The 21,010-nt window shown below is 70.8% G+C and carries 20 protein-coding genes; 7 read left to right on the top strand and 13 right to left on the bottom strand.

Annotation, left to right across the window (positions count from 1 at the left end):
* Nucleotides 1-11: 11 nt before the first annotated feature.
* Nucleotides 12-1,571: an SLC13 family permease gene (locus ABZ477_RS08065; RefSeq protein WP_360130609.1), complete on the bottom strand. Its 1,560-nt coding sequence runs from the start codon at nt 1,569-1,571 to the stop codon at nt 12-14.
* A gap of 211 nt (nt 1,572-1,782) precedes the next feature.
* Here ABZ477_RS08065 and ABZ477_RS08060 point away from each other — a divergent pair, with 211 nt between their 5' ends.
* The 3 genes from ABZ477_RS08060 (at nt 1,783) to ABZ477_RS08050 (ending at nt 5,034) form a co-directional block, all read left to right on the top strand.
* Nucleotides 1,783-3,168 carry a DUF222 domain-containing protein gene (locus ABZ477_RS08060; RefSeq protein ID WP_360130606.1) on the top strand — a complete coding sequence of 462 codons (1,386 nt, stop codon included), beginning with the start codon at nt 1,783-1,785 and terminating at the stop codon, nt 3,166-3,168.
* 119 nt (nt 3,169-3,287) lie between these two features.
* Nucleotides 3,288-3,653 carry a helix-turn-helix transcriptional regulator gene (locus ABZ477_RS08055; RefSeq protein WP_360130603.1) on the top strand — a complete coding sequence of 122 codons (366 nt, stop codon included), beginning with the start codon at nt 3,288-3,290 and terminating at the stop codon, nt 3,651-3,653.
* Between the two features lies 1 nt (nt 3,654).
* On the top strand, nt 3,655-5,034 hold the full coding sequence (locus tag ABZ477_RS08050; protein ID WP_360130600.1) for a permease prefix domain 1-containing protein: 1,380 nt from the start codon (nt 3,655-3,657) through the stop codon (nt 5,032-5,034).
* Here ABZ477_RS08050 and ABZ477_RS08045 read toward each other — a convergent pair.
* The 10 genes from ABZ477_RS08045 to ABZ477_RS08000 all read right to left on the bottom strand — a co-directional run bounded on the left by ABZ477_RS08045 (nt 5,025) and on the right by ABZ477_RS08000 (nt 13,708).
* The gene (locus tag ABZ477_RS08045; RefSeq protein ID WP_360130597.1) at nt 5,025-5,381 is read right to left on the bottom strand and encodes a PRC-barrel domain containing protein; all 357 of its coding nucleotides are present in this window, start codon (nt 5,379-5,381) and stop codon (nt 5,025-5,027) included. The genes ABZ477_RS08050 and ABZ477_RS08045 overlap by 10 nt on opposite strands.
* Nucleotides 5,368-5,784 (bottom strand): hypothetical protein, encoded by a 417-nt coding sequence (locus ABZ477_RS08040; RefSeq protein WP_360130594.1) that lies wholly within the window; start codon nt 5,782-5,784, stop codon nt 5,368-5,370. The genes ABZ477_RS08045 and ABZ477_RS08040 overlap by 14 nt, the downstream gene beginning before the upstream one ends.
* Nucleotides 5,781-7,010, bottom strand: a complete 1,230-nt coding sequence (locus tag ABZ477_RS08035) for a divalent metal cation transporter (RefSeq protein ID WP_360130591.1) — start codon at nt 7,008-7,010, stop codon at nt 5,781-5,783. Before ABZ477_RS08035 ends, ABZ477_RS08040 begins: the two co-directional genes overlap by 4 nt.
* Nucleotides 7,007-7,432: a hypothetical protein gene (locus ABZ477_RS08030; RefSeq protein ID WP_360130588.1), complete on the bottom strand. Its 426-nt coding sequence runs from the start codon at nt 7,430-7,432 to the stop codon at nt 7,007-7,009. Before ABZ477_RS08030 ends, ABZ477_RS08035 begins: the two co-directional genes overlap by 4 nt.
* A 1-nt stretch (nt 7,433) precedes the next feature.
* Nucleotides 7,434-8,315, bottom strand: a complete 882-nt coding sequence (locus tag ABZ477_RS08025; protein ID WP_360130585.1) for an SDR family oxidoreductase — start codon at nt 8,313-8,315, stop codon at nt 7,434-7,436.
* A 104-nt stretch (nt 8,316-8,419) separates the two neighbouring features.
* Entirely contained in the window at nt 8,420-9,940 is a 1,521-nt protein-coding gene (locus ABZ477_RS08020; protein WP_360130582.1) for an FAD-dependent oxidoreductase, read from the bottom strand.
* Between the two features lie 10 nt (nt 9,941-9,950).
* The gene (locus ABZ477_RS08015) at nt 9,951-10,265 is read right to left on the bottom strand and encodes a hypothetical protein (RefSeq protein ID WP_360130579.1); all 315 of its coding nucleotides are present in this window, start codon (nt 10,263-10,265) and stop codon (nt 9,951-9,953) included.
* 332 nt (nt 10,266-10,597) lie between these two features.
* Nucleotides 10,598-10,936 (bottom strand): ATP-dependent DNA ligase, encoded by a 339-nt coding sequence (locus ABZ477_RS08010; RefSeq protein WP_360130576.1) that lies wholly within the window; start codon nt 10,934-10,936, stop codon nt 10,598-10,600.
* A 157-nt stretch (nt 10,937-11,093) separates the two neighbouring features.
* Nucleotides 11,094-12,749, bottom strand: coding sequence for an alpha-amylase family protein (locus ABZ477_RS08005; RefSeq protein ID WP_360130573.1), 1,656 nt, complete (start codon nt 12,747-12,749; stop codon nt 11,094-11,096).
* Nucleotides 12,746-13,708 carry a TIGR03885 family FMN-dependent LLM class oxidoreductase gene (locus ABZ477_RS08000; protein ID WP_360130570.1) on the bottom strand — a complete coding sequence of 321 codons (963 nt, stop codon included), beginning with the start codon at nt 13,706-13,708 and terminating at the stop codon, nt 12,746-12,748. The genes ABZ477_RS08005 and ABZ477_RS08000 overlap by 4 nt, the downstream gene beginning before the upstream one ends.
* Nucleotides 13,709-13,952: 244 nt before the next feature.
* Here ABZ477_RS08000 and ABZ477_RS07995 point away from each other — a divergent pair, with 244 nt between their 5' ends.
* The 3 genes from ABZ477_RS07995 to ABZ477_RS07985 are packed head-to-tail and all read left to right on the top strand — an operon-like array spanning nt 13,953 to nt 15,819.
* Nucleotides 13,953-14,756, top strand: a complete 804-nt coding sequence (locus tag ABZ477_RS07995; protein ID WP_360130567.1) for a hypothetical protein — start codon at nt 13,953-13,955, stop codon at nt 14,754-14,756.
* A complete protein-coding gene (locus ABZ477_RS07990) occupies nt 14,753-15,223 on the top strand; it encodes a phage holin family protein (RefSeq protein ID WP_360130564.1) in 471 nt (156 codons plus the stop codon). Before ABZ477_RS07995 ends, ABZ477_RS07990 begins: the two co-directional genes overlap by 4 nt.
* Complete coding sequence (locus tag ABZ477_RS07985) at nt 15,220-15,819, top strand: DUF3618 domain-containing protein (protein WP_360130561.1); 600 nt, start codon at nt 15,220-15,222, stop codon at nt 15,817-15,819. Before ABZ477_RS07990 ends, ABZ477_RS07985 begins: the two co-directional genes overlap by 4 nt.
* A gap of 3 nt (nt 15,820-15,822) precedes the next feature.
* On the opposite strand, the gene ABZ477_RS07980 is transcribed toward ABZ477_RS07985, so the two are convergent.
* Together ABZ477_RS07980 and ABZ477_RS07975 are read right to left on the bottom strand one after the other, a co-directional pair.
* Nucleotides 15,823-17,568, bottom strand: coding sequence for an alpha-glucosidase (locus ABZ477_RS07980; RefSeq protein ID WP_360130558.1), 1,746 nt, complete (start codon nt 17,566-17,568; stop codon nt 15,823-15,825).
* A 15-nt stretch (nt 17,569-17,583) separates the two neighbouring features.
* A complete protein-coding gene (locus ABZ477_RS07975) occupies nt 17,584-18,699 on the bottom strand; it encodes an ROK family transcriptional regulator (RefSeq protein WP_360130555.1) in 1,116 nt (371 codons plus the stop codon).
* 127 nt (nt 18,700-18,826) lie between these two features.
* Between ABZ477_RS07975 and ABZ477_RS07970 the strand changes: the two genes are divergently transcribed.
* The gene (locus tag ABZ477_RS07970; RefSeq protein WP_360130552.1) at nt 18,827-21,010 is read left to right on the top strand and encodes an alpha-galactosidase; all 2,184 of its coding nucleotides are present in this window, start codon (nt 18,827-18,829) and stop codon (nt 21,008-21,010) included.

Below are 21,010 nucleotides of genomic sequence, written 5' to 3'. Positions count from 1 at the left end.
TCCGGTCGAGGTCAGAACGGCCAGATGAGCGGCACGTAGAACACGGCCACGAGGAGGAAGAAGATCGCGAGCGGGAGCCCGAGCTTCCAGTAGTCGCCGAAGCGGTAGCCCGCGGGGTCCATGACCATCAGGTTGGCGGGCGTCGCGACCGGTGTGAGGAACGCCGCCGACGCGACGACGGCGAGGGCCATGAGGAACGGCTGCACCGAGACCCCCATGGCGGCGGCGACCGACATGCCGATGGGTGCGACGATGAGGACCGTCGCGGTGTTGCTGATGAGCTGGCCGAGCACGAGCGTCAGGACGCACAGCACCCCGAGCGCGACATACGGACTCGCGTCGCCGATGAGGGAGAGCAGCCCGCCCGCCAGCAGGTCGGCCGCACCCGTCTTGATGAAGGCCGTCGACAGCGGGATCATGCCCGCGATGAGGACGATCGTCGTCCACGAGATCGATCCGTATGCCTGCGAGACCTTCACGACGCGGGTCAGGACCAGCGCGCACGCTGCCAGGAGTGCCGCGATGGCGGGCGGCACGATCCCTGTCGCGAGCAGCACGACCATGACCGCGACGATGACGATCGTGCGCTTCGCGCCCTTGCCGAGCGGCACGGAGCGGCGCAGCTGCTGGGGCGGATGGACCGCGAGCACGCCTTCGTCGTCGGCGTGGCGGGCGAGGTCGTCCCAGCGGCCCTGCATGAGGAGGGCGTCGCCGACCTGGATCGTCACGTCGCCGGTCAGATGCGCATCGCCGCGGCGCGCGGCCAGCACGACGAGATCGCCCGTCGGCGTCGACATGCCGGCGAAGACCTTCTTGCCGATGAGCGGCGAGCGGGGCGCCACGAGCACCTCGGTGACGCCGCTCGTGGGCCCCATGAGCACCGAGGTCGAGAGGTCGACCGAGTACTGCTCGCGGAGCAGCCGAGCGTGGCGCACGAGGTCGAGCGGCATGTGGGCGCCTTCGCGGAGCGGCAGCAGCGGACGCGAGCAGAACGTCAGGAAGAGGACAGTGCCGACGACGAGCGGGATGCCGACGAGCGCGAACTCGAAGTAGCCGAAGCCCGGGGCTCCGGTCGACGAGGCGAAGTCCGAGACGATGATGTTGACGGGCGTTCCGGTGAGCAGCAGCATCGAGCCCGCGCTCGCGGCGAACGCGAGCGGCATGAGCAGCTGCGACGGCGAGAGCCCCGCCCGTGCCGCCACGACGACGACGAGCGGCAGGAGTGCCGCGACGGCGCCGTTGACGCTGATGAGCGCCGAGACGACCGCGACGAGCAGGCCGATCACGAGCAGCAGCGTGCGCCGCTTCGTGCCCGCGCGGGCGATGACCTTCTGCCCCGCCCAGGCCGTGATCCCGGTCGCATCGAGCGCTTCGCTGACGACGAACAGTCCCGCGATGAAGATCACCGTCGGATCGCCGAAGCCCGCGAAGGTCTCGGTGAGCGTCAGGACTCCCGTGAAGTAGAGCGCGAGTGCGACGCCGATCGCGACGATGCCGAGCGGGATGCGATTGCTCACGAAGGCGATGACCGCAAGGACGAGGATCACGAGTGTTGCGACGACGGGGTCCACGGGGCTCAGCGTACCGAGGGGTGATGGAGTGCGGGCGGGGTGTCGGACCGGTCTCTTCGTGGTTTTGATCGATAAGGTGAGGAGACGTCATTGCACATGATCGAAGCTACGTGCTATGCTTCTCGCAGAAGTCGCGCAACGTCCCCACTTAGCGCGCAGCATCCTGAGTCGGCCCGCTCGAGACGGGTCGCACCGAGTCGACGGGCATGCTGTGGCGCACGAGACGGAAGCGAGTGACCTTCCCGCGGGTGTGTGGCGTGAGCTGGACTCGCTGGTCGACGAAGTGCAGCGGGCACGGGAAGCGGTCGCCTCGGCACAGGCGCACGAAGCGGCGCTGCTCGCGCGGGCCGTCGACTTGGTCGAGGCTCGAACAGTCGAGCGACGTGCCCAAGGGGTGAAGTTCGGCAACGACCTGCCGCTTCGCGAGGTCTCAGCCGAGCTGGGCGCGGCGATGCGCGTCGGCGACCGCACGGTGCAGCGACGGATCGGCGACGCTCACACACTCGTGACGGGCTTCGCCGCCACGTTCGAAGCCTGGCGGTCGGGCCGGATCGACCGCCAGCACGTCTTCACGATCGTCGACGAGGGCGTAGTACTGGTCGACGAAGCCGCGCGCCGCGAGTACGAGTCGCTCGTCCTGCGCGTCGCCGAGGTCGAGTCAGCAGGACGCCTACGCGAGATCGCACGCGTGATCGCGGCGCGGGTCGACCCCGAGGCCTCCGCCCGCCGGCGGAAGGCGGCTGTGCGCAGCCGGGACGTGCGCCTCATCGACCTCGACGACGGGATCTCGCGGCTGCTCGCCGACCTTCCGGCGCCGCTCGCCCACGCGATCATGGACCGCATCGATGAGTTCGCCCGCACCGTGGCCGACGCGGAGCGTGAAGAACGGCAGACGGATGCCGCGCCCGAGGCCACCGGCGACCCAAGTGCCGACGACGCGGAGTCGCGCCGCACGCTCGGTGAGATCCGGGCGGACGTGTTCACCGACCTCCTGCTGACCTCGACCCCGACGGGGCACCACGACGCCTCCGGCGACGCGATGACGGGAGTCCGCGGCGAGATCCACCTGACGATTCCCATCACGACGGCAGCCGGCATCGACGACGAGCCCGTGCTGCTCAGCGGGTACGGCCCCGTCGACACCGAGCTGGCGCTTCGGCTCATGGCAGCGGCGCCCGCCTGGAACCGCGTGCTCATCGACATCGAGACAGGCGCACCCGTCGCCGTCGATCGCTACCGCCCGTCCGCCGAGCTGCGGCGCTTCATCGACCTCCGCGATGAGAGGTGCCGGTTTCCCGGCTGCACGATGAAGCCATGGCGCTGCGATGCCGACCACACCGTCGATGCGGCGTTGGGCGGCCCGACGAGTGTGTGCAACCTCGCCGACTTCTGCCGCCGGCACCATGTGCTCAAGCACTGCTCGCCGTGGACGGTGGCGCAGGTGGGATCCGGCCGTCTGGTCTTCACGAGTCCGACGGGCCGCGTCTACACCGACCACGTCCCGGCGACCTTGAAGTTCGTGCCGGAGTCGCAGCCGCGACCGGCTCCGGTTGCCAAGCCCGCAGCGGCCGGCGATGGGGACCCTCCGCCTTTCTGACATCCCCAGCCCTCGAAAGCACTCGGGAAACCCCGGGTTGCCGGCGCACCGCGCCAGATGTACCTTGTAGCTCTAGGTATCTAGCAGCTCTAGGTATCCCAAGACGGAGGAGGGCGCGGATGCGGATCGGGAAGGATCTCGTCGCGGCGACCGCGACACCGCTCGTGCTCGGCATCCTGGCCGACGGCGAGTCGTACGGGTACGCGATCCTGCGGCGCATCAGCGAGCTCTCCGGCGGCGAGCTCGAGTGGAGCGACGGGATGCTGTACCCCCTGCTGCACCGGCTCGAGCGCCTCGGTCACATCGAGTCGACCTGGGGTGCGTCGCCCACCGGGCGGCCGCGGAAGCACTACCGCCTCAGCCGCAGCGGCGAGGCCGCGCTCGCGGAGCAGCGGCAGCAGTGGGCCGTCGTGAGCCGGGCGCTGCAGCAGGTCTGGAGCGACCGGGGCGACAGGCGCCCGGCGCTCGCGTGGGCGGGGGCGTGACATGACGGGCGACCAGCAGCGCGTCGAGGAGCGCATCGGCGAGTGGCGCAGCTTCCTGCTGCGGCGGCAGGCCATCGCGTCGGCGGACGTCGATGAGCTCGAGGGGCATCTGCGGGACCAGATCGACGGGCTCGAGGCATCCGGACTCTCCTCGGATGAAGCGTTCCTCGTCGCCGTCTCGCGCATGGGCAGGCTCGACGAGCTGTCGCGGGAGTTCGCGCGCGAGCACTCCGACCGCCTGTGGAAGCAGCTCGTCGCTGGCGATGATGACCGCGCCGCCGAGCGCAATCGGGGCCTCGCGCTCGCCGTCGGCCTCGCATGCGCCGCAGCCCTCGCCGTCAAGGTGCCGGCACTGTTCGGCATCACGTTCGGCGGCGATCCCGGGTTCTACGGCCTGAACCTCGCGCTCCTGATCCTCCCGTTCCTCGCGGCCTACTTCCTGGTCCGACGGCGGTCGCGGCCCGGCACGATCCTCGCGGTCGCCGTGCCGTTCGCCGCAGCCGCGCTCGTGCTCGATCTCTACCCGTTCCAGCCCGACGGCGCGACGATCATGCTGGCCGCGATGCACGCGGTCGTGGCGCTGTGGATCGTCACGGGCATCGCGTATGTCGACGGCGCCTGGCGGTCCGATCGCGCGCGCATGGACTTCATCCGCTTCACGGGCGAGTGGTTCATCTACCTCGTCCTGATGGCCCTGGGCGGCGGTGTTCTCGCGGCCCTCACGATCGGGGTGTTCGGGGCGATCGGCCTGGAGGCCGAGTGGTTCATCTCGGAGTGGCTCATCCCGTGCGGCCTGGCCGGCGCCGTCGTCCTGGCGGGGTGGCTCGTCGAGGCCAAGCAGAGCGTCATCGAGAACATCGCCCCGGTGCTCACGAAGCTCTTCACGCCGCTGTTCACGCTGCTGCTGCTCGCCCTCATCGTCGCGGCCGCCGTGCAGGGCGGCATGGCCGCGGGCGACTCGAGCATCGTGGTCTTCGGCGAGCGCGACCTGCTCATCATCTTCGACGTCATCCTGGTCGTCGTGCTGGGGCTGCTGCTCTACTCGCTCTCGGCTCGGGCGCCCGAGCAGGCCCCCGGCTGGTTCGACCGGCTCCAGCTCGTCATGCTCGTCGCGGCCCTCGTCATCGACATCCTCGTCCTCGTCGGGATGATCTCGCGCATCGCGGAGTTCGGGGCTAGCCCCAACAAGCTCGCATCGCTCGGGCTCAACGTCATCCTGCTCGCGAACCTCGTCGGCGCGGCATGGCTTCAGCTGCGCTTCCTGATGCAGGCGACGCCCTTCTCGAGCGTGGAGCGCTGGCAGACGGCCTACGTGCCGGTCTACCTCGCGTGGGCGACGATCGTCGTGGTCGTCTTCCCGCCGGTCTTCGGCTACGCCTGACCCTCGCCGATCGGCCGCCGCGCGTCGAGGGGGATGTCGGGCGCCTCGACGCCCAGGCGCACTTCGCCCCGATCGACGGCCTCGACGCACTCCCACGGGATGATCCGCGACGCGCGGTGCAGGCGCGTGACGATGGCGTTGATGACGGCGGGGGTGTTGACCCGGCCGCGCTCGTACCCGTAGAAGGACTGCCGGCTGTGCGGGCTCACGATGAGCGCGATGAGCTCGAGCTCACCCTCGTGCGAGCGGCGCGCCGGGCCGCGGCGGAACCGCACGTCGACCACGACGCCCAGCGACCCGCCGTCGGGCGCGAGGACGCGGCATCCCAAGAGCTCACTCAGGAGCATGGCGGCCTCCCGGGATCCGGGCGATGATGTCGTCGCGCACGAACCGCTCGACCCACGTCGCATCGAGGTCGTCGGCCTTCGCACGCAGATCGATCACGACGTGCAGCTTCACGACGAGCTCCCACGGGATGCGCACCCATCGCGAGCGGGGCAGGGTCCCGCCGAAGATGCGCGGCAGCACGGCGGCGCCGACGAGGAGCGCCGCGACCACGGGACGCGCGTCGGGGTCGAGCGGGGCGCCGAGCTCGACGCCGGAGAGCTCGACGTCGTCGACCGTGCTGACGGGCACGCCGTCCTGATCGAGCATCTGACGGTCGAGCAGGTGCAGGCGGGCGTCGACGCCGCGACCGTCCGGATCGCGGTACCACTCGAGCGGATGCTGTGGAGGCCTGGTGCGGGTCATGAGCCCATCCCCGAGACGATGAGGAGCGGGATCGCCGCGATCGCGGCGACCAGGATGATGCCGAGGTACCCGACGCCCAGGGCGTTGCGCACGCGCCCGTTGACGCGATCGCCCATGTAGTCGGGGTCGTTCGCGACCACCAGGATCGGGAAGTACGTGAGGGGCAGCGCGACGGCGGAGAACACGACGGAGAGCTCCGTCACCATGATCGGGTCGACGCCCGTGAGGAGGATGCCTCCGCCGATGAGTAGGCACACGATCATCGCGAGGTGGAAGCGCGCCGCCTGGACGGGCCGGCGGAACTTGCCCCAGCTCCAGCCGAAGAACTGCGCGAGCGTGTAGCCGCTGGACAGCGTCGTCTCGAGGGCCGCCCCGAACGTCGCGGCGAGGATGCCGACGATCGCGAAGGCGAGCGCGAGTTGGCCGCCGCCCTGCGCGACGGGCAGCACGATCTGCGAGAGGGTCTCGACCTCGATCGCCTGCGGGAGCAGCACGACGGCGGCGCACGCCGCGATCGCGATCGACAGCAGGCCTCCCAGCGGGAAGCCGACGAAGACGTTCGCGCGCTCGACGCCGAGGTCCTTCTCCGTCCACTTCTCCTCGCGCGCCCCCGACGAGAAGAAGAAGACCTCGTAGGGCGTCATCGCGGCGCCGAAGAGCGCGACGGCGAAGTACCAGTACGAGAACGGGTTCTCGGCGCCGATCTGCCACGGCTGCACGACGCTCGCACCGAGGCTCCCCCAGTCGGGCTTCAGGAGGAAGAGCGCGACGATGAACACGATGAGCGCGAGCCCCATGAGCCCCGCGACGTTCTCCATGATCGAGAACTTCACGCGCCACAGCACGATCCAGACGCCGAACAGCGCGACGGGGATCCACATGCCGGGGCCCACACCCGCAGCGAGCTGCAGCGCGAGCGCGATGCCGCCGATCTCGGCGGTGAGGGTCAGGAGGTTGATGAGGAAAGAGGCTGTGAGGTTCGCCAAGCCGGTCCGAGGTCCCAGGCGCTCGCGGATGATCTCGAATGTCGCACGGCCGCCGACCGCCGCGACACGCCCCGCCATATCGGCGTAGAGGCAGATTCCGCCGACGCCGAGCAGCACGACCCACACGAGCGTCAGCCCGAAGCGCGAGCCGACGACGGCGTTCGTCACGAGATCGCCGATGTCGACGAACCCGCCGATGGCGGTCAGGATGCCGAGCGCCACGGCGAAGAGGCGGCTCACGGCGCCCCCTCCAGACCCTCGAGCTGCTCTGCCGCGGCGTCGAGCTCGTCGAGCGCGCCGGGCTGCTCCGCGACGGCGGCCTGCACGGCGTCGAGCGCCTCGAGCGTCGCTGCGATGAGCTCGTCGCGGTAGGCGGCATCCTCCGCATCCGCTGGCCGATGAAGCTCCGCTTCACGCAGGGCGTCTGCGAGCTTCTGCTCCATGTCGCCGAGGAGCGCGCGCGCCGTCGTCGTGAACATGCGGCCGTCCTCGCGCAGTCCGGTGCCGAGCTCCGCCGATCTGGTCGCGCTCAGCGCATCGGCCGAGAGGGCGACGAGCGCCGGGTCCGGTGAGGGCGTCGGCGCGCATCCCGCGAGGAGGAGCCCCGCCGCGAGGAGGAGCGGGATGCCGCGGGCGGTGGCGGGCGAGCGCCGGCGGTTCATCTCAGAGGCCTTTGCCCCCGGTCACGGGAAGCACGGCGCCCGAGACGTACGAGGCGGCTTCCGAGGCGAGGTACACGTAGGCGCCGGCGAGCTCAGCAGGCTGACCCGCCCGACCGAGGGGCGTGTCGCTTCCGAACGACGTCACCTTCTCGGCATCCCATCCCGTCGCGGGGATGAGCGGGGTCCAGATCGGGCCCGGCGCGACGGCGTTGATGCGGATGCCCTTGGGCCCGAGCTCCTCCGCGAGCGCCTTGACGAACGCGACCTGCGCGGCCTTCGTCATGGCGTAGTCGATGAGGGCCGGCGACGGGTTGAACGCCTGGATCGATGAGGTCACGATGATCGACGCCCCCGGCTGGAGGTGCGGCACGGCGGCCCGCGCCGAGAAGAGCAGCGCGTAGAGATTGGTCTTGAAGACGCGGTCGAACTCGTCGGTCTCGAGCTTGTCGATGCTCTCGCGGTCCTTCTGGTACGCCGCGTTCAGGACGAGGATGTCGAGACCGCCGAGCTGCGACACCGTGTCGGAGACGATCGACGTCGCGAACCGCTCGTCGCGGAGGTCGCCTGCGAAGCTCACACCCTGACGACCCGCATCGGCGATGAGCCTGACCGTGTCGTCCGCGTCCTCGATCTCCTCCGGCATGTGCGCGATCGCGACGTCGGCGCCTTCGCGCGCGAACGCGATCGCGACGGCCCGGCCGATGCCGGAGTCCCCGCCCGTGATGAGCGCACGCCGACCCTCGAGGCGGCCGGAGCCGCGGTAGGAATCCTCGCCGTGATCCGGTTCCTGACGCATCTCGTCGGTCTTGCCGGGCTGCTCCTGCGATTGGGCGGGGAACTCGTCTTCGTGCTTGTCTCGCGGATCGGTGGGCTCGTTGCTCATCTTCGTCTCCTTGAATCGACAGGACGTCTGTCCGCGACGGTATCCACGCGCCCGGCATCCGCCGATCGGGTTGACATCCGCACGGCGATCCGGCAGGGCGCAGGTCAGTCGGCGCGCCCGAGATCGGCGACGGCCGGCCCCTCCAGCAGCCGCCCGTCGGCGGCGAAGCGCGAGCCGTGCAGGGGGCAGTCCCACGATCGCTCGGCGTCGTTCCACGAGACGATGCCGCCGAGGTGCGTGCAGACGGCCGACAGCCGGCACGTCACGCCGTCGACCGTCGACTCCGCGACGGGCTTGAGGCCCGCACGCGAGATGCGTCCGGTGCCTTCGGGCGGCGGCGCGTCCGGCGCGCGGGAGAACTCGGCCTTCGACCAGTCGCCGACGAGACGGCCCGCCACCTCGGCATTGGCTCCGACGGCCTCGCCCGCGTCGCTCATCGTCGGGTGATGCGCCCGCAGGGCCGAGGACCAGTCCGGCTCTTCTCCGGCGATCTGGCCGCAGATGGCGAGCGCGGAGGCCACGGCATTCGTCATGCCCCACTTGCTGTACCCCGTGGCGGCGTAGATGCGACCGCCGCCCCGGGGAAGCGGGCCGGCGAACGGCACGTGCGACACCATGCGGTAGTCCTGGGCCGCCCACCACAGCTCGCGCACTGCACCCGGGAAGTGCTCCGCGACCCACTCGTCGAGCACGTCACGGAGCTTGCGCACGCTCGCCTCGCGACCGGGGACGAACGACTCTCCCCCGACGAGCAGGAGTTCGCCGCCCGCGCCGTCGCTCGCAGCGCGCACCGACCGGCTGCGCGGATCGGCGGACAGGTACATGCCGGGGGGCAGCGGCATGCCCTGCGCCGGCCGGTACGCTGCGACGAGCGATCGCGAGGGCACGAGCTTGGCGAAGAAGAGTCCGCGATCGAGGACGGGTGTCCCCGTCGCGAGCACGAGCAGCCGGGCCTCGACGTCCCCGGCCGTCGAGCGCACGATCAGACCACCGTCGGAGCCGTCGGCCCCCGTGACGCGAGCACCCTCCACGATGCGGCCGCCGAGGCGACGGAACTCGGCGGCGAGTCGTGCGAGGAGCCGGAGCGCGTGCAGCTGGGCCTGGTCCGGCATCCGGAGCGCGCTGGTCACCGCGAACGGGAGGCCGGTGTCGGCATCGGGACCCTCGACCTCGACGGGCAGACCCCCGAGCGCCATCGCGTCCGCCTCGCGGCGCACCGCGTCGTCGCCCTCTCGTGTCGTCGCGTAGGTGAACGCCGTGCGCGACTGGATGACGTCTTCGTCCCCTCCGGCCTCGCGTCGCACCCAGTCCTGGGCTGCACGGTTGCCCGTGAAGTACGCCCGCAGCACGTCCTCGCCCGCATGCGCGCGAATACCTGTCGCGACGGTTCCCTGAAGCAGGCTCAGCTTCCCGGTCGTTCCGCCCGTCGTGACGGCGCCCACCGTGCGCGCCTCGAGGACGGCGACGCCGCGTCCCTGACGAGCCAGCATGATCCCCGCCGCGAGACCGGTGAGTCCTGCGCCCGCGATGACGACATCGGCGCGCTCCGGGCGCGCATCCGTGGCGATGGCTCCGCTCGTGCGATGCCACAGGGACTCGGGACGGTCGTGCGCAGGCGGGGACATGCCGCGCTCGTCAGGAAAGCGTCGTACGCGGGGCGAAATGCGGGATCTCGATCGGCCGTGTCGACCGGGGCACGCCGCCGGGCGACAAGTCGGACACGGCGGCACGGAAGACATCGGCCAGCTCGGCGTAGAACGACACGCCGGACCGGCCCTGCAGCCATACGACCTCGATGCCGTCTGCGGTCTGCTCGACGTACGCGACGATGCTGACCGGATCGTCGGCCTCGAGACTGCGATCGCACAGCCGCCATCCCCCGACCCCGAGCGGTACGAGCTCGAGCTGATGCACGGACCCATCGGCCATGGATGTCGTCACGTCGATCACTTCCCTGCTCCGCCCCTCGCGGGGCCGGACCCGGTGTGCCCGGACCCGCTATTCGTGCCGGTCTGCGGGGATGCGGTACGAGCGAACGGGCACGTACCCTTTCCCGGACATCTGTCTGCGGCGCTCCTCGTCCTTCTTCGAGCGCTCGGGTGCGTACCCGGGCAGCTGCGAGGGATCGACAGTCTCGCTGGACGTCCTGTGCACGTGCGTCTTCGTCATCTCCGCCTCACCCGCGCCGACCGCCGGCACCGCCGGTCGGATGATGAAGACTCTGCGTCGTCTCGCCCGCGCGCGGGGAGGGGGTTGACAATCGGGGCGACTGTCTTCTCGGGTCAGTGCAGCTCGTCGCCCGGGTGCGGCTGGGCCTCGGTGTACTCGGGTGGCTCCGGCACGACGTACAGGCCCGAGTTCGAATTGGCCGTGATCGAGAGCGCGTCCAGCCACGCGCGGTTGAGCGCCGGCCGGCGACTCCCGTAGTACTTGTAGACGATCGACGAGCGCGGGTGCAGCCACACCGTGGTTCGCCCGTCGCCGAGGCTCACGTCGTCACGCCAGCTGAAGTGGAACGACTCCCCGCGGCGCAGCTTGACGCCGATGACGAACTGGAGGTGCGCGAGGACCCGATCCTCGAACTCGACGTGGACGGTGCCCTCGTAGACGAACTTTCCCATGGTGACCCCTCCCTGATGACCTGCTGCGCGAGGGTGCGCAGGCGGGGGGTGGCACGCCCGGCGTGGTTCGGGTCCTGGGGCTGAGGTCGCGCGCGGGAGGTTCGCACGCCTGTGACGAGACTCCGTTTCCAGCGTACGCCCGTGATCCCCGCCCTCGTCAGAGGCCGCCCGGCTCCTGGAGCTGCAGCCACACGAAGTCGTAGCCGTCGAGAGCGACCTCGGTGGTCCGCGTCTCGTCGAGCGCGAACTCGCGGACCGTCAGCAGATCGCTCAGGATGCTGCGCCCCACGTCGCGCGCGGCGGGCAGCAGCGCCGTCGCAGGCGCGGCCGAGAGGTTGTGCAGTGCCAGCATGCGCCCCTCCTCCTCCGTCCGGAGCAGGTGCGCGAGCACCTGCGGCGTCCCCACGTCGAGGATCTCCACGTCCCCCCACCCGATCTCGGGCGTCGCGCGGTAGCGCGCGATGAGCGAGCGGATGAAGTGGTACAGCGAGCCCTCGTCCATCTGCTGGTCGCGCACGTTGACGTGAGCGGGACCGTACCCGCCGCTCGTCACGGGCGACGGCAGCCTCGACGGACGCGCCGTCGAGAACCCGCCGTTGCGCCCCGGCGACCACTGCATGGGCGTCCGCACAGCGCCGCGCCCGGGGACCTCCGGGTTCTCGCCCATCCCGATCTCCTCGCCGTAGTACAGGACGGGGCATCCGGGCAGCGAGAAGAGCAGGCTGTATGCGAGCTTCAGCCGCCTCGGATCGCCGTCCAGCATGGGGGCGAGGCGGCGCAGGATCCCGCGACCGTAGATCCGCTGGGCGGGGTCGGGCGCGAGCACGTCGAAGACCTCGGCACGCTCGTCGTCCGACAGCAGCTGCAGTGTCAGCTCATCGTGGTTGCGCAGGAAGTTCCCCCACGCGATCGGCTCGTTCATCGTCGGCCGGGACTGCAGCGCCCGCGCGATCGGCTCGGCCGTCTCGCGGACGAAGCCCAGGTACAGCGCGTCCATGAGCGTGAAGTCGAATTGCGCGTCGAGCTCGCCGGCATCCGGGCCGCCGAAGTAGGCCAGCTGCTCCTGGTGTGTCAGCGCCACCTCGCCGAGAAGCATCGCCTCACTCGAGCGGCGCCCCACGAACCGCTTGAGGTCACGGATGAACTCGTGCGGATCGGTGTCGTACGGAGCCCCGTCACCCGACAGCAGAAACGGGACGGCGTCGATGCGGAAGCCGGAGATCCCGAGAGTCAGCCAGAACGCCACGATCTTCGAGATCTCCTCGCGCACCCGCGGATCGGCCAGGTTGAGGTCGGGCTGATGGCGGTAGAACGAGTGCAGATAGAACTGCTCGGTCCTGGGCTCCCACTCCCAGATGCTCTGCTCCTCGCCCGGGAACACGACGTTCTTCGAGTTGCGCGTCGGCCGATCGCGCCAGACGTAGAAGTCGCGATACCGGGAGTTGCGCGACCGCCTGGCCTGCTGGAACCAGGGATGGCGGTCGGACGTGTGGTTGACGACGAGATCGATGATGACCCGGATGCCGCGACTGCGCGCCGTTCGGACGAACTCGACGACATCGCCGAGTGTTCCCAGGCGCGGGTCGACACCGTAGAAGTCGCTCACGTCATAGCCGTCGTCGCGGTCGGGCGTCGGGAAGAACGGCATGAGCCACACGCACGTGACACCGAGCTGCTCGAGGTAGCCGATGGACTCCGTCAGTCCGGTGAAATCGCCGATGCCGTCCCCGTCGCCGTCGCGGAACGTCTCGACGTCGAGGCAGTAGTACACCGCACCCCGCCACCACAGGTCGCCCGTGTCGGCGATCCTCACGTCCGCCTCCGCAGCGCCGGAAGCAGCTCGTCGCCTGCGCGGGCGATGAACACCGACTGGTCGACGCCGACGTGGTGGAGATAGGCCTCGTCGAAGCCGCAGCCGGCGAGCTCGGCGACGCGGGCCGCCATCGCATCGGCGTCCGCCCCGATCAGCACGCCGGCGCGGAGCGCCTCGTCATCTCCCGGATGGGATCGCGCGTCGAAGTCCTCGGGCTGCTCGAGGTCCCACATGACGTGACCCGGCACCGTCGCCTGACGCCACTGGGCCGCCGCGACGCCGAGGGCCTCGTCCTCCGTCGCACCGAGCGCCACGTGCACCTGCACGGCGCACGGACCGCGGCCCCCGGCATCCCGATACGCTTCGACGACCCGGCGCAGCGCCTCGGGATCGTGCCCTACGGTGACCAGCCCGTCGGCCCAGCCCGCGACCCACTCGGCCGTCTCGCGTGAGACGGCCGCACCGAGCAGGGGCGGCGGCTCTGCCGGGCGGGTCCACAGCCGGGCGTCGTGCACGCGCACGGCGCCGTCGTGGTCGACGCGCTCACCCGCGAGGAGACGCCGCATGACGTCCACGACGGCGCGCAGGCGCGTCTCGCGGTCCGCCTTGGCCGGCCACGCGTCGCCCGTGATGTGCTCGTTCAGGGCCTCGCCGCTGCCGAGGGCCGCCCAGAAGCGGCCCGGGAACATCTCCTCGAGCGTCGCGACGGCCTGCGCCGCCACCGCCGTGTGCATTCGCTGGCCGGGCGCTGTCACGACGCCGATCCGCAGCGACGTCGTCGCGAGCGCGGCCGCGAGCCAGCTCCAGGAGTAGCCCGACTGCGCCTGCGCGAGCCCCCAGGGGGCGAAGTGATCGGAGCACATCGCGGCATCGAACCCCGCGGCCTCGGCTTGGTGCACGAGGCTCAGGAGAGTGGACGGCGGGAACTGCTCGTGCGAGGCGTGGAATCCGATGCGCACAGGTGGCGACCCCCTTCGGCATCCTTCGGCATCTTTCGGCGTGGTCGGAAGCGGCCACTCTACGAGCCGCACCTGCGCGCCGGCGAGGGCTTGACGGCCCGCGACCCGCGTGTCAACCAACCGGATCCCGCGGGTGGTATGCCACACCCTCCCCCCGGGGCGCAACCCCCGAGTGCGATGCCCGGATGCGACGTAGGACTGAACGACACCGGCCCTCGAGGCCGCCTGAATGGAAGGAGTGGCGATGTCAGACACGCGTGACACGCTGCCTACGGGCGGGGACGCCAACCCCGCCGCCACCTGGACGCCCACCGGATCCACCGCGCCCGCCACCACGGGTGCCGGATCCACCCCATCGACCCCGGCAGCGGGCGCCATGGACACCGCCAAGCGCGAGGCCTCGAACGTCGTCGGCACCGCGAAGGACGAAGCGGCCGGCGTCGTCGAGACCGCCAAGGAGGAGGCCCGCGAGGTCGGCCGTGAGGCGCGGACCCAGTTCTCCCGTCTGTACGACCAGACCCGCATGGAGCTGAGCGACCAGGCAGCCGGGCGTCAGGAGAAGCTCGCCCAGGGCCTGCGCACGGCGGGTCAGGATCTGCGCGGGATGGCCGACTCGAGCACGGACGGGGGCATGGCGAAGGACATCGTCCGCGAGGTCTCGTACCGCCTCGACGGCGCGGCGTCGTGGCTGGGGTCGCGCGACCCCGGCGGGGTCCTGGACGAAGTGAAGCGCTATGCCCGGCGCCGGCCCATCGTGTTCCTCGCGGTGGCCGCACTGGCCGGCGTGGTCGTCGGCCGCCTGACCCGCGCCGTGGCAGCGGGCTCTCCCGAGCTCGAGTCGTCGCGTCAGTACGGCCAGCTGCCCTCGGGCACCGGCTACGACTCCATGCGCACCGACTACGGCACGACGGGTGCCGCGTACGGCACGACCGGCACGGGCTACGCGACGCGCGGCTACGGCTCGGACGGAGTCACCGGTGCGGCTCGCCCGCAGTCGGTCGGCACGGACACGGACGACCCGCTGTACCGGGCTGAGGAGCGGGGATGACCAACCAGAACCCAGCTGCGCAGAGGTTCGACGTAACCCCTGCCGGATCGGTGGGCGACGAGACGCCGTCCGAGCGCCAGGCCGCGAACTCCTCCCTCGGGGAGCTTGTGAGCCAGGTGACCGGCGACATGTCGACACTCATGCGCCAGGAGCTCGAGCTCGCCAAAGCCGAGCTCCGCGAGTCCGCGAAGAACGCCGGCAAGGCGGGCGCCATGCTCGGCGCCGGCGCCTACGCGGGGCACATGACGATCCTTTTCCTGTCGATCGCGCTCTGGTGGGGTCTTGGCGACCTCATCGACAGCCTGGGCTGGTCGGCAGTCATCGTGGCCGTGATCTGGGGCATCGCCGCGGCGATCCTCTTCGTGGTCGGCCGCAAGAACATGAAGAAGGTGCAAGGGGCGCCCCAGACGGTGGACACCTTGAAGGAGATCCCCGAGGCGCTGAAGAGGAACGAGGAGAACCGATGAGCACTCAGTCACCCGAAGAGATCCGCGCGGACATCGAGTCGACCCGCCGCGAGCTGGGCCAGGATGTCGACGCGCTCGCCGACAAGGTCACGCCGTCGAAGATCGTGGAACGCCAGGCCAACAAGGTCAAGCGCGCGTTCGGCGGACTTCGCGAGCGCGTCATGGGAGCAGCCGACGACGCGGGATCCTCGATCTCCGATGCCGGTCACGCCGTGGCGCATGGCGTCGAGGACACCGGCCGCAACATCAAGCGCGGAACGCAGGGCAACCCGCTCGCCGCAGGACTCATCGCCTTCGGCGCGGGGCTCCTCGTCGCGGCCCTCATCCCGCCGTCGGACAAGGAGCGCGAGCTCGCCCAGAAGGTCGAGGACAAGGCCCAGCCGCTCATGGACGAAGTGAAGGATGCTGCGCGCGAAGTCGGCGAGAACCTCAAGGAGCCCGCGCGCGACGCCGTCACCTCCGTCAAGGACACCGCTCAGACGGCGGCACAGCACGTCGCCGACGATGCCAAGGCGAGCGGTGAGACGGTCGCCGAGGAGACCAAGCGCTCGGCCGCACGCGCGCAGTCCGAGATGGGCTCGACAGGAGCGGTCTGAGGTCTAGCCGAGGCGCAGCACGACCGCCTCCCACGGACGAAGGGTGATCGGCACTGCACCGGGCTCGGCCTCGGGGTAGTTGCCGATCACCCTTTCGACCTCGCCGAACGCATCAGCGTCCAGCACCACGGCCTGGTCGTCCCCGGTGAAGTTGCCGAGGACGACCAGTGTCGTGTCGGAGAGAGTGCGCGTGAAGGCGTACACATGCGGGTCCTCCGGCAGCAGCAGCGCGAAATCCCCGAAGCGGACGACGGGGTCGTCGTGGCGCAGCGCGATGAGGCGCCGGTAGTGGTGGAAGACGGATGCCTCGTCCCCCCGCTCCGCCTCGGCGTTGACGGTGACGTGGTTGGGGTTGACCGCGAGCCACGGCGTGCCCGTCGTGAAGCCGGCCGCGGGAGAGGCATCCCACTGCATCGGCGTGCGCGCGTTGTCGCGGCTGCCGTCGGCGAGTCCCTTCAGGAGCTGTTCGTCGCTCGCGCTCCCGAGCGCGCGCGCCTGCTCGACGTGGCGCAGCGACTCGATGTCGCGGTAGTCGTCGAACGAGTCGAAGTGCGCATTCGTCATCCCGAGCTCCTCGCCCTGGTAGACGTACGGCGTGCCGCGGTGCAGGTGGAGGATCGTCGCGAGCATCGTCGCGGACTCCCGCCGATAGCGGCCGTCGTCGCCGAAGCGAGAGACGACGCGGGGCTGGTCGTGGTTCTCCCAGTACAGGGCGTTCCACCCCGCCTCGTGCAGTCCCGCCTGCCACCGCGCCATCGTCGCCTTGAGCGCGAGGAGGTCCAGCGGCACGACGTCGAAGCGCCCGCCCGTGCCGTGGTCGAGGCCCACGTGCTCGAACGTGAAGATCATGTCGAGCTCCTGGCGGGCCGGGTCGGTCAGGACCTTCGCGTCGTCGACGGTCGCGCCGGGCGTCTCGCCGACGAGCAGCAGGCTCCCGCGGCGTCCGTCGAAGACCGCGTGATGCATCTCCTGCAGGAACTCGTGCAGGCGGGGGCCGTTGACGCTTCCCGCCCAGCCGTCGCCGTGCGGCCCGGTCGTGACGACCCCGTCGGCGAGCTCGCCGCTCTCCCCGATGTGCTTGGAGATGAGGTTGATGACGTCCATCCGGAACCCGTCGATTCCGCGGTCGAGCCACCAGCGCATCATGGCGTACACGGCCTCGCGCACCTCGGGATTCTCCCAGTTGAGGTCGGGCTGCTTGCGGCTGAACAGATGCAGGTAGTACTCGCCGGTCGCCTCGTCGTACTCCCACGCGGGACCCGAGAACACCGATCCCCAGTTGGTCGGCTCGGCTCCCGGCGTGCCGGGCTCGAGCCCCTCCCGTCCCGGGCGCCACCAGTACCAGTCGCGCTTCGGGCTGTCGGTGGACGAGCGCGACTCGACGAACCACGGGTGCTCGTCGCTCGTGTGGTTCACCACGAGGTCCATCACGACCTTGATCCCGCGCTCGTGCAGTGCCGCGACGACCTCGTCGAGGTCCTCGAGCGTGCCGAAGAGCGGATCGACGTCCTGGTAGTCGCTGATGTCGTAGCCGTTGTCGTCCTGCGGGCTGCGGTACAACGGCGAGAACCAGACGACGTCGACGCCGAGCTCGGCGAGGTGGTCGACCCGCTGGAGGACTCCGCGGAGGTCGCCCACCCCGTCGCCGTCCGAATCCTGGAACGAGCGCGGGTAGATCTGGTACACGACCGCGCCCGTCCACCACGGAGCCGTGGCGGGGTCGAGCAGCGGATTGGTCGCGTCGGTCATGCGGAGCCTTTCGGATCAGTCCAGGCGCAGCCGGTCCACGGCCGCCTGGATCGCGACGGCGGCGGCGCCGCGCGCCCACGCCGTGAACGCCGTGTCGTCGACGTAGAGCTGGATGGGGTCGGCTCGGGGATCGCGGTCGGCGTCGATCGCCGAGCGCACGCGGTCCTCCGCGACGGCGAACAGGCCCATGCCCTCGCCCGCCAGGACGGTCGCCGGCTGGAGCGTGAGGTTGGCCGCGAGCGCGACGAACCGCCCGAGCGCGTCGGCGGCGGCGTCCACGACGGCCCGCGCGGCGGGATCGCCCGCCGCGGCGAGGTCGAGCGCCTCGGCGTACTCGACGGGGCGCTGGAGGGATGCCGACACCTGCGCCGAGATGGACCCCGAGCTCAGCATCGCCTGGGCGCAGCCGCGGTGGCCCTCCTGGCACACAGGCCCGTTCGCACTCAGCGGCAGGTGGCCGCCGAGTCCGAGCCCCGCCTCACGGGAGCGGACGACTTCCCCGTGCACGACCAGCCCGTAGCCGACCCCCGCGCCGATCGTGATGACCGTGAATCCGGGGATGCCGCGCCCGAGCCCGAACCAGCGTTCGGCCTCCGCGAGCGCGACGAGGTCGTTCTCGAGCGAGACGGGCACGCCCACGACGTGCTCCAGGAGCTCCGCGAACGGCACGTCCTCCCAGTGCAGGAACGGCGCGTATTCGACCCTGTCCTGGCGGACGGATCCGCCCACCGAGACGCCGACGCCGGAGGGTTCGGTGAGACCGAGCTCGTCGATCGCACGGGCGATCTCGGCGGCCACGTCTCCGGGGGCGGTCGAGGCGAGCGGGCGGCTCACGGAGTCGAGCAGCGAGGCGCGCACGTCGGTCGCGACGGCGTGGAGCGCCTCACCCGTCAGCTTGACCCCGACGAACCGGCCGACGCCGGGGGCGACGTCGAGCGGGCGCACGGGGCGGCCTACGGAACCGTCCGACGTGTCGTCCAGCTCCACCAGCAGACCGCGATCGAGGAAAGGCTTCGCGAGCCGCGTGAGGCTCGCAGGGGACAGCCCGAGGCGGGTCGTCAGCGCGCTTCGCGAGATGGGTCCGTGAATGAGCACCGCCCGCGCGAGCGCCTTCTCGCTGTCGGTCAGCATCGACGAACTCCCCCGTTGCCTTTCACCATTGGTTTCATCTTGACACGAATAGTCCGACCATACGCCCATCCGGAATCTCGGAAAAGGGGATTGCTGAATGGTTTATTTCCGTGCTAGAACTAATTCCATGACCCGCCCTGAAGCCTCGCTCGGCGCCGAGCACGCGGCATCCGTCCCCTCCGCAGGTAGCGCGAACGTCCTGCACCTGCGCCGCGGCGGCACGAGCGTCGTCGTCGATCTCGACGCCTACGGCGGTCCCGCGATCGTCCACTGGGGCGAAGAGCTCGTCCACTCGACGCCTCAGACGCTCCAGGGACTCGCGGTCGCGGCACGCCCTCAGCGCGTATCGGGCGGACTCGACGCGACGCCCCGCCTCACGGTCGTCGCGACGCCTGCCACGGGGTGGCTCGGCACTCCCGCCTTCGAAGGCCACCGGTCGGGCGCCGCGTTCAGCGCCCGCTTCGACGTCGCCGGCGTGCAGTCCAACGATCACCGCGCCGTGCTCGCCCTCGTCGATTCCGAGGCCCGGCTCGCGGCGCAGGTCGAGCTCCGGGTCGGCACCGGCGGCCTCCTCCACCAGCGCATCACGCTGCGCAACACGGGCGACACGGCCTACACCGTGCAGTCGCTGCACCTCGCATTCCCTGTGCCGTGGGACGCGACCGAGCTCTTCGACACGACAGGCCGCCACCTGCGCGAGCGCAGCGCGCAGCGCCGCGCCTTCACGTTCGGCACGCACCTCCGCGAGAGCCGGCGCGGCCGGCCGGGAGCCGATGCGACGCTCCTTCTGGCCGCGGGCCGTCCCGGCTTCGGCTTCGAGTCCGGGCGCGTCCACGGCATCCACGTCGCGTGGAGCGGCAACCACCGCGTGCTCGCGGAGCGCACCGTGACGGGCGAGGCCTTCCTCGCCGGCGGCGAGCTGTTCGGCCCGGGCGAGGCGATCCTCGAGCCGGGTCAAGCCCTCGCCTCGCCGTGGGTCATCGGGTCGTGGGGCGACGGGCTCACCGAGGTCGCGCACCGCTTCCACGACGAGTGGCGCTCCCGCCCACAGCATCCGCGCCGTCCCCGCCCCGTGACCCTCAACACGTGGGAGGCCGTCTACTTCGACCACTCGCTCGACAAGCTCACGGCCCTCGCGGATGCCGCGGCGGCAGTCGGCATCGAGCGGTTCGTACTCGACGACGGCTGGTTCGCCGGTCGGCGCGACGACACGAAGGGCCTCGGCGACTGGTATGTCGACGCGACCGTGTGGCCGGCCGGTCTGCACCCCCTCATCCGCCATGTGCGCGGCCTCGGCATGGAGTTCGGCCTGTGGGTCGAGCCCGAGATGGTCAACCCCGACAGCGACCTGGCGCGCTCGCACCCGGACTGGATCCTCCGCGGCCGCATGCAGCTCCCGCCGTCCGCGCGCCAGCAGCAGGTGCTCGACCTCGCGCACCCCGAGGCCTACGCCTACATCGCCGAGCGCCTGCACGCGATCCTCGACGAGCACGACATCGCATACCTCAAATGGGACCACAACCGCGACCTCGTGGACGCAGGCTCGGGCCCCGAGGGCGTCGCACGCGTGCACGACCACACGCTCGCCGTCTACCGCCTCATCGACGAGCTCAAGGCGGCGCACCCCGGCCTCGAGATCGAGAGCTGCGCGTCGGGCGGAGCCCGCGTCGACCTCGGCATCCTCGACCGCACGGACCGGATCTGGACCAGCGACAGCCTCGACCCGCTCGAGCGCCTCGAGAACCAGCGGCACACGGCGCTCGTCGTGCCGCCCGAGCTCATGGGCATGCACCTCACGAGCCCCGTCGTGCACTCGTCCGGCCGCGCTGTCGGCCTGGGTCTCAGCGCCGCCGTCGCGCTCTTCGGGCACTTCGGCGTCGAGTGGGACCTCACCTCGGCCGACGACGAGACCCGCCGCCGCGTCGCCGAGTGGGTCGACCTCGCCAAGCGCGTCCGCCCGCTCGTCTCGACGGGCCGGACGGTCGACGTCGACGGCACCGACCCCGGACTCGATGTGCGCGGCATCGTCGCGGACAATGCGGCATCCGCCTTCTTCACGATCACGCAGGTCGCCACGACCGTCGCCTACCCGCCGGGGAGGATCCGGATGCCGGGGCTCGACCCGGCCCGCCGGTACCGCCTGACCGTGCACTCCCCCGGTGAGCCCTATGCGGACGCCGGCCAGTCGCCGCTCGAGTGGACGCTCCACGACACCGTCATGAGCGGGAGGGAGCTCGCCGTCGCCGGCGTGCGCCCGCCCGTGCAGTTCCCCCAGCGCTCGACCGTCGTCGAGCTCGAAGCCCTCGCCTGA

Origin of the sequence: Microbacterium sp. NPDC019599, from assembly GCF_040632175.1 — a bacterium.
Taxonomy (GTDB): domain Bacteria; phylum Actinomycetota; class Actinomycetes; order Actinomycetales; family Microbacteriaceae; genus Microbacterium.
The sequence above is the reverse complement of the archived record's forward strand: the minus strand, read 5'-3'. Positions and strand labels throughout refer to the sequence as shown.

Excerpts from the sequence above, each read along its gene's own strand:
- ABZ477_RS08055 (WP_360130603.1), top strand. The coding sequence starts at position 3,288 with ATGCGGATCGGGAAGGATCTCGTCGCGGCGACCGCGACACCGCTCGTG.
- ABZ477_RS08050 (WP_360130600.1), top strand. The coding sequence starts at position 3,655 with ATGACGGGCGACCAGCAGCGCGTCGAGGAGCGCATCGGCGAGTGGCGC.
- ABZ477_RS08045 (WP_360130597.1), bottom strand. The coding sequence starts at position 5,381 with ATGCTCCTGAGTGAGCTCTTGGGATGCCGCGTCCTCGCGCCCGACGGC.
- ABZ477_RS08040 (WP_360130594.1), bottom strand. The coding sequence starts at position 5,784 with ATGACCCGCACCAGGCCTCCACAGCATCCGCTCGAGTGGTACCGCGAT.
- ABZ477_RS08030 (WP_360130588.1), bottom strand. The coding sequence starts at position 7,432 with ATGAACCGCCGGCGCTCGCCCGCCACCGCCCGCGGCATCCCGCTCCTC.
- ABZ477_RS08025 (WP_360130585.1), bottom strand. The coding sequence starts at position 8,315 with ATGAGCAACGAGCCCACCGATCCGCGAGACAAGCACGAAGACGAGTTC.
- ABZ477_RS08020 (WP_360130582.1), bottom strand. The coding sequence starts at position 9,940 with ATGTCCCCGCCTGCGCACGACCGTCCCGAGTCCCTGTGGCATCGCACG.
- ABZ477_RS08010 (WP_360130576.1), bottom strand. The coding sequence starts at position 10,936 with ATGGGAAAGTTCGTCTACGAGGGCACCGTCCACGTCGAGTTCGAGGAT.
- ABZ477_RS07995 (WP_360130567.1), top strand. The coding sequence starts at position 13,953 with ATGTCAGACACGCGTGACACGCTGCCTACGGGCGGGGACGCCAACCCC.
- ABZ477_RS07990 (WP_360130564.1), top strand. The coding sequence starts at position 14,753 with ATGACCAACCAGAACCCAGCTGCGCAGAGGTTCGACGTAACCCCTGCC.
- ABZ477_RS07985 (WP_360130561.1), top strand. The coding sequence starts at position 15,220 with ATGAGCACTCAGTCACCCGAAGAGATCCGCGCGGACATCGAGTCGACC.
- ABZ477_RS07980 (WP_360130558.1), bottom strand. The coding sequence starts at position 17,568 with ATGACCGACGCGACCAATCCGCTGCTCGACCCCGCCACGGCTCCGTGG.
- ABZ477_RS07975 (WP_360130555.1), bottom strand. The coding sequence starts at position 18,699 with ATGCTGACCGACAGCGAGAAGGCGCTCGCGCGGGCGGTGCTCATTCAC.
- ABZ477_RS07970 (WP_360130552.1), top strand. The coding sequence starts at position 18,827 with ATGACCCGCCCTGAAGCCTCGCTCGGCGCCGAGCACGCGGCATCCGTC.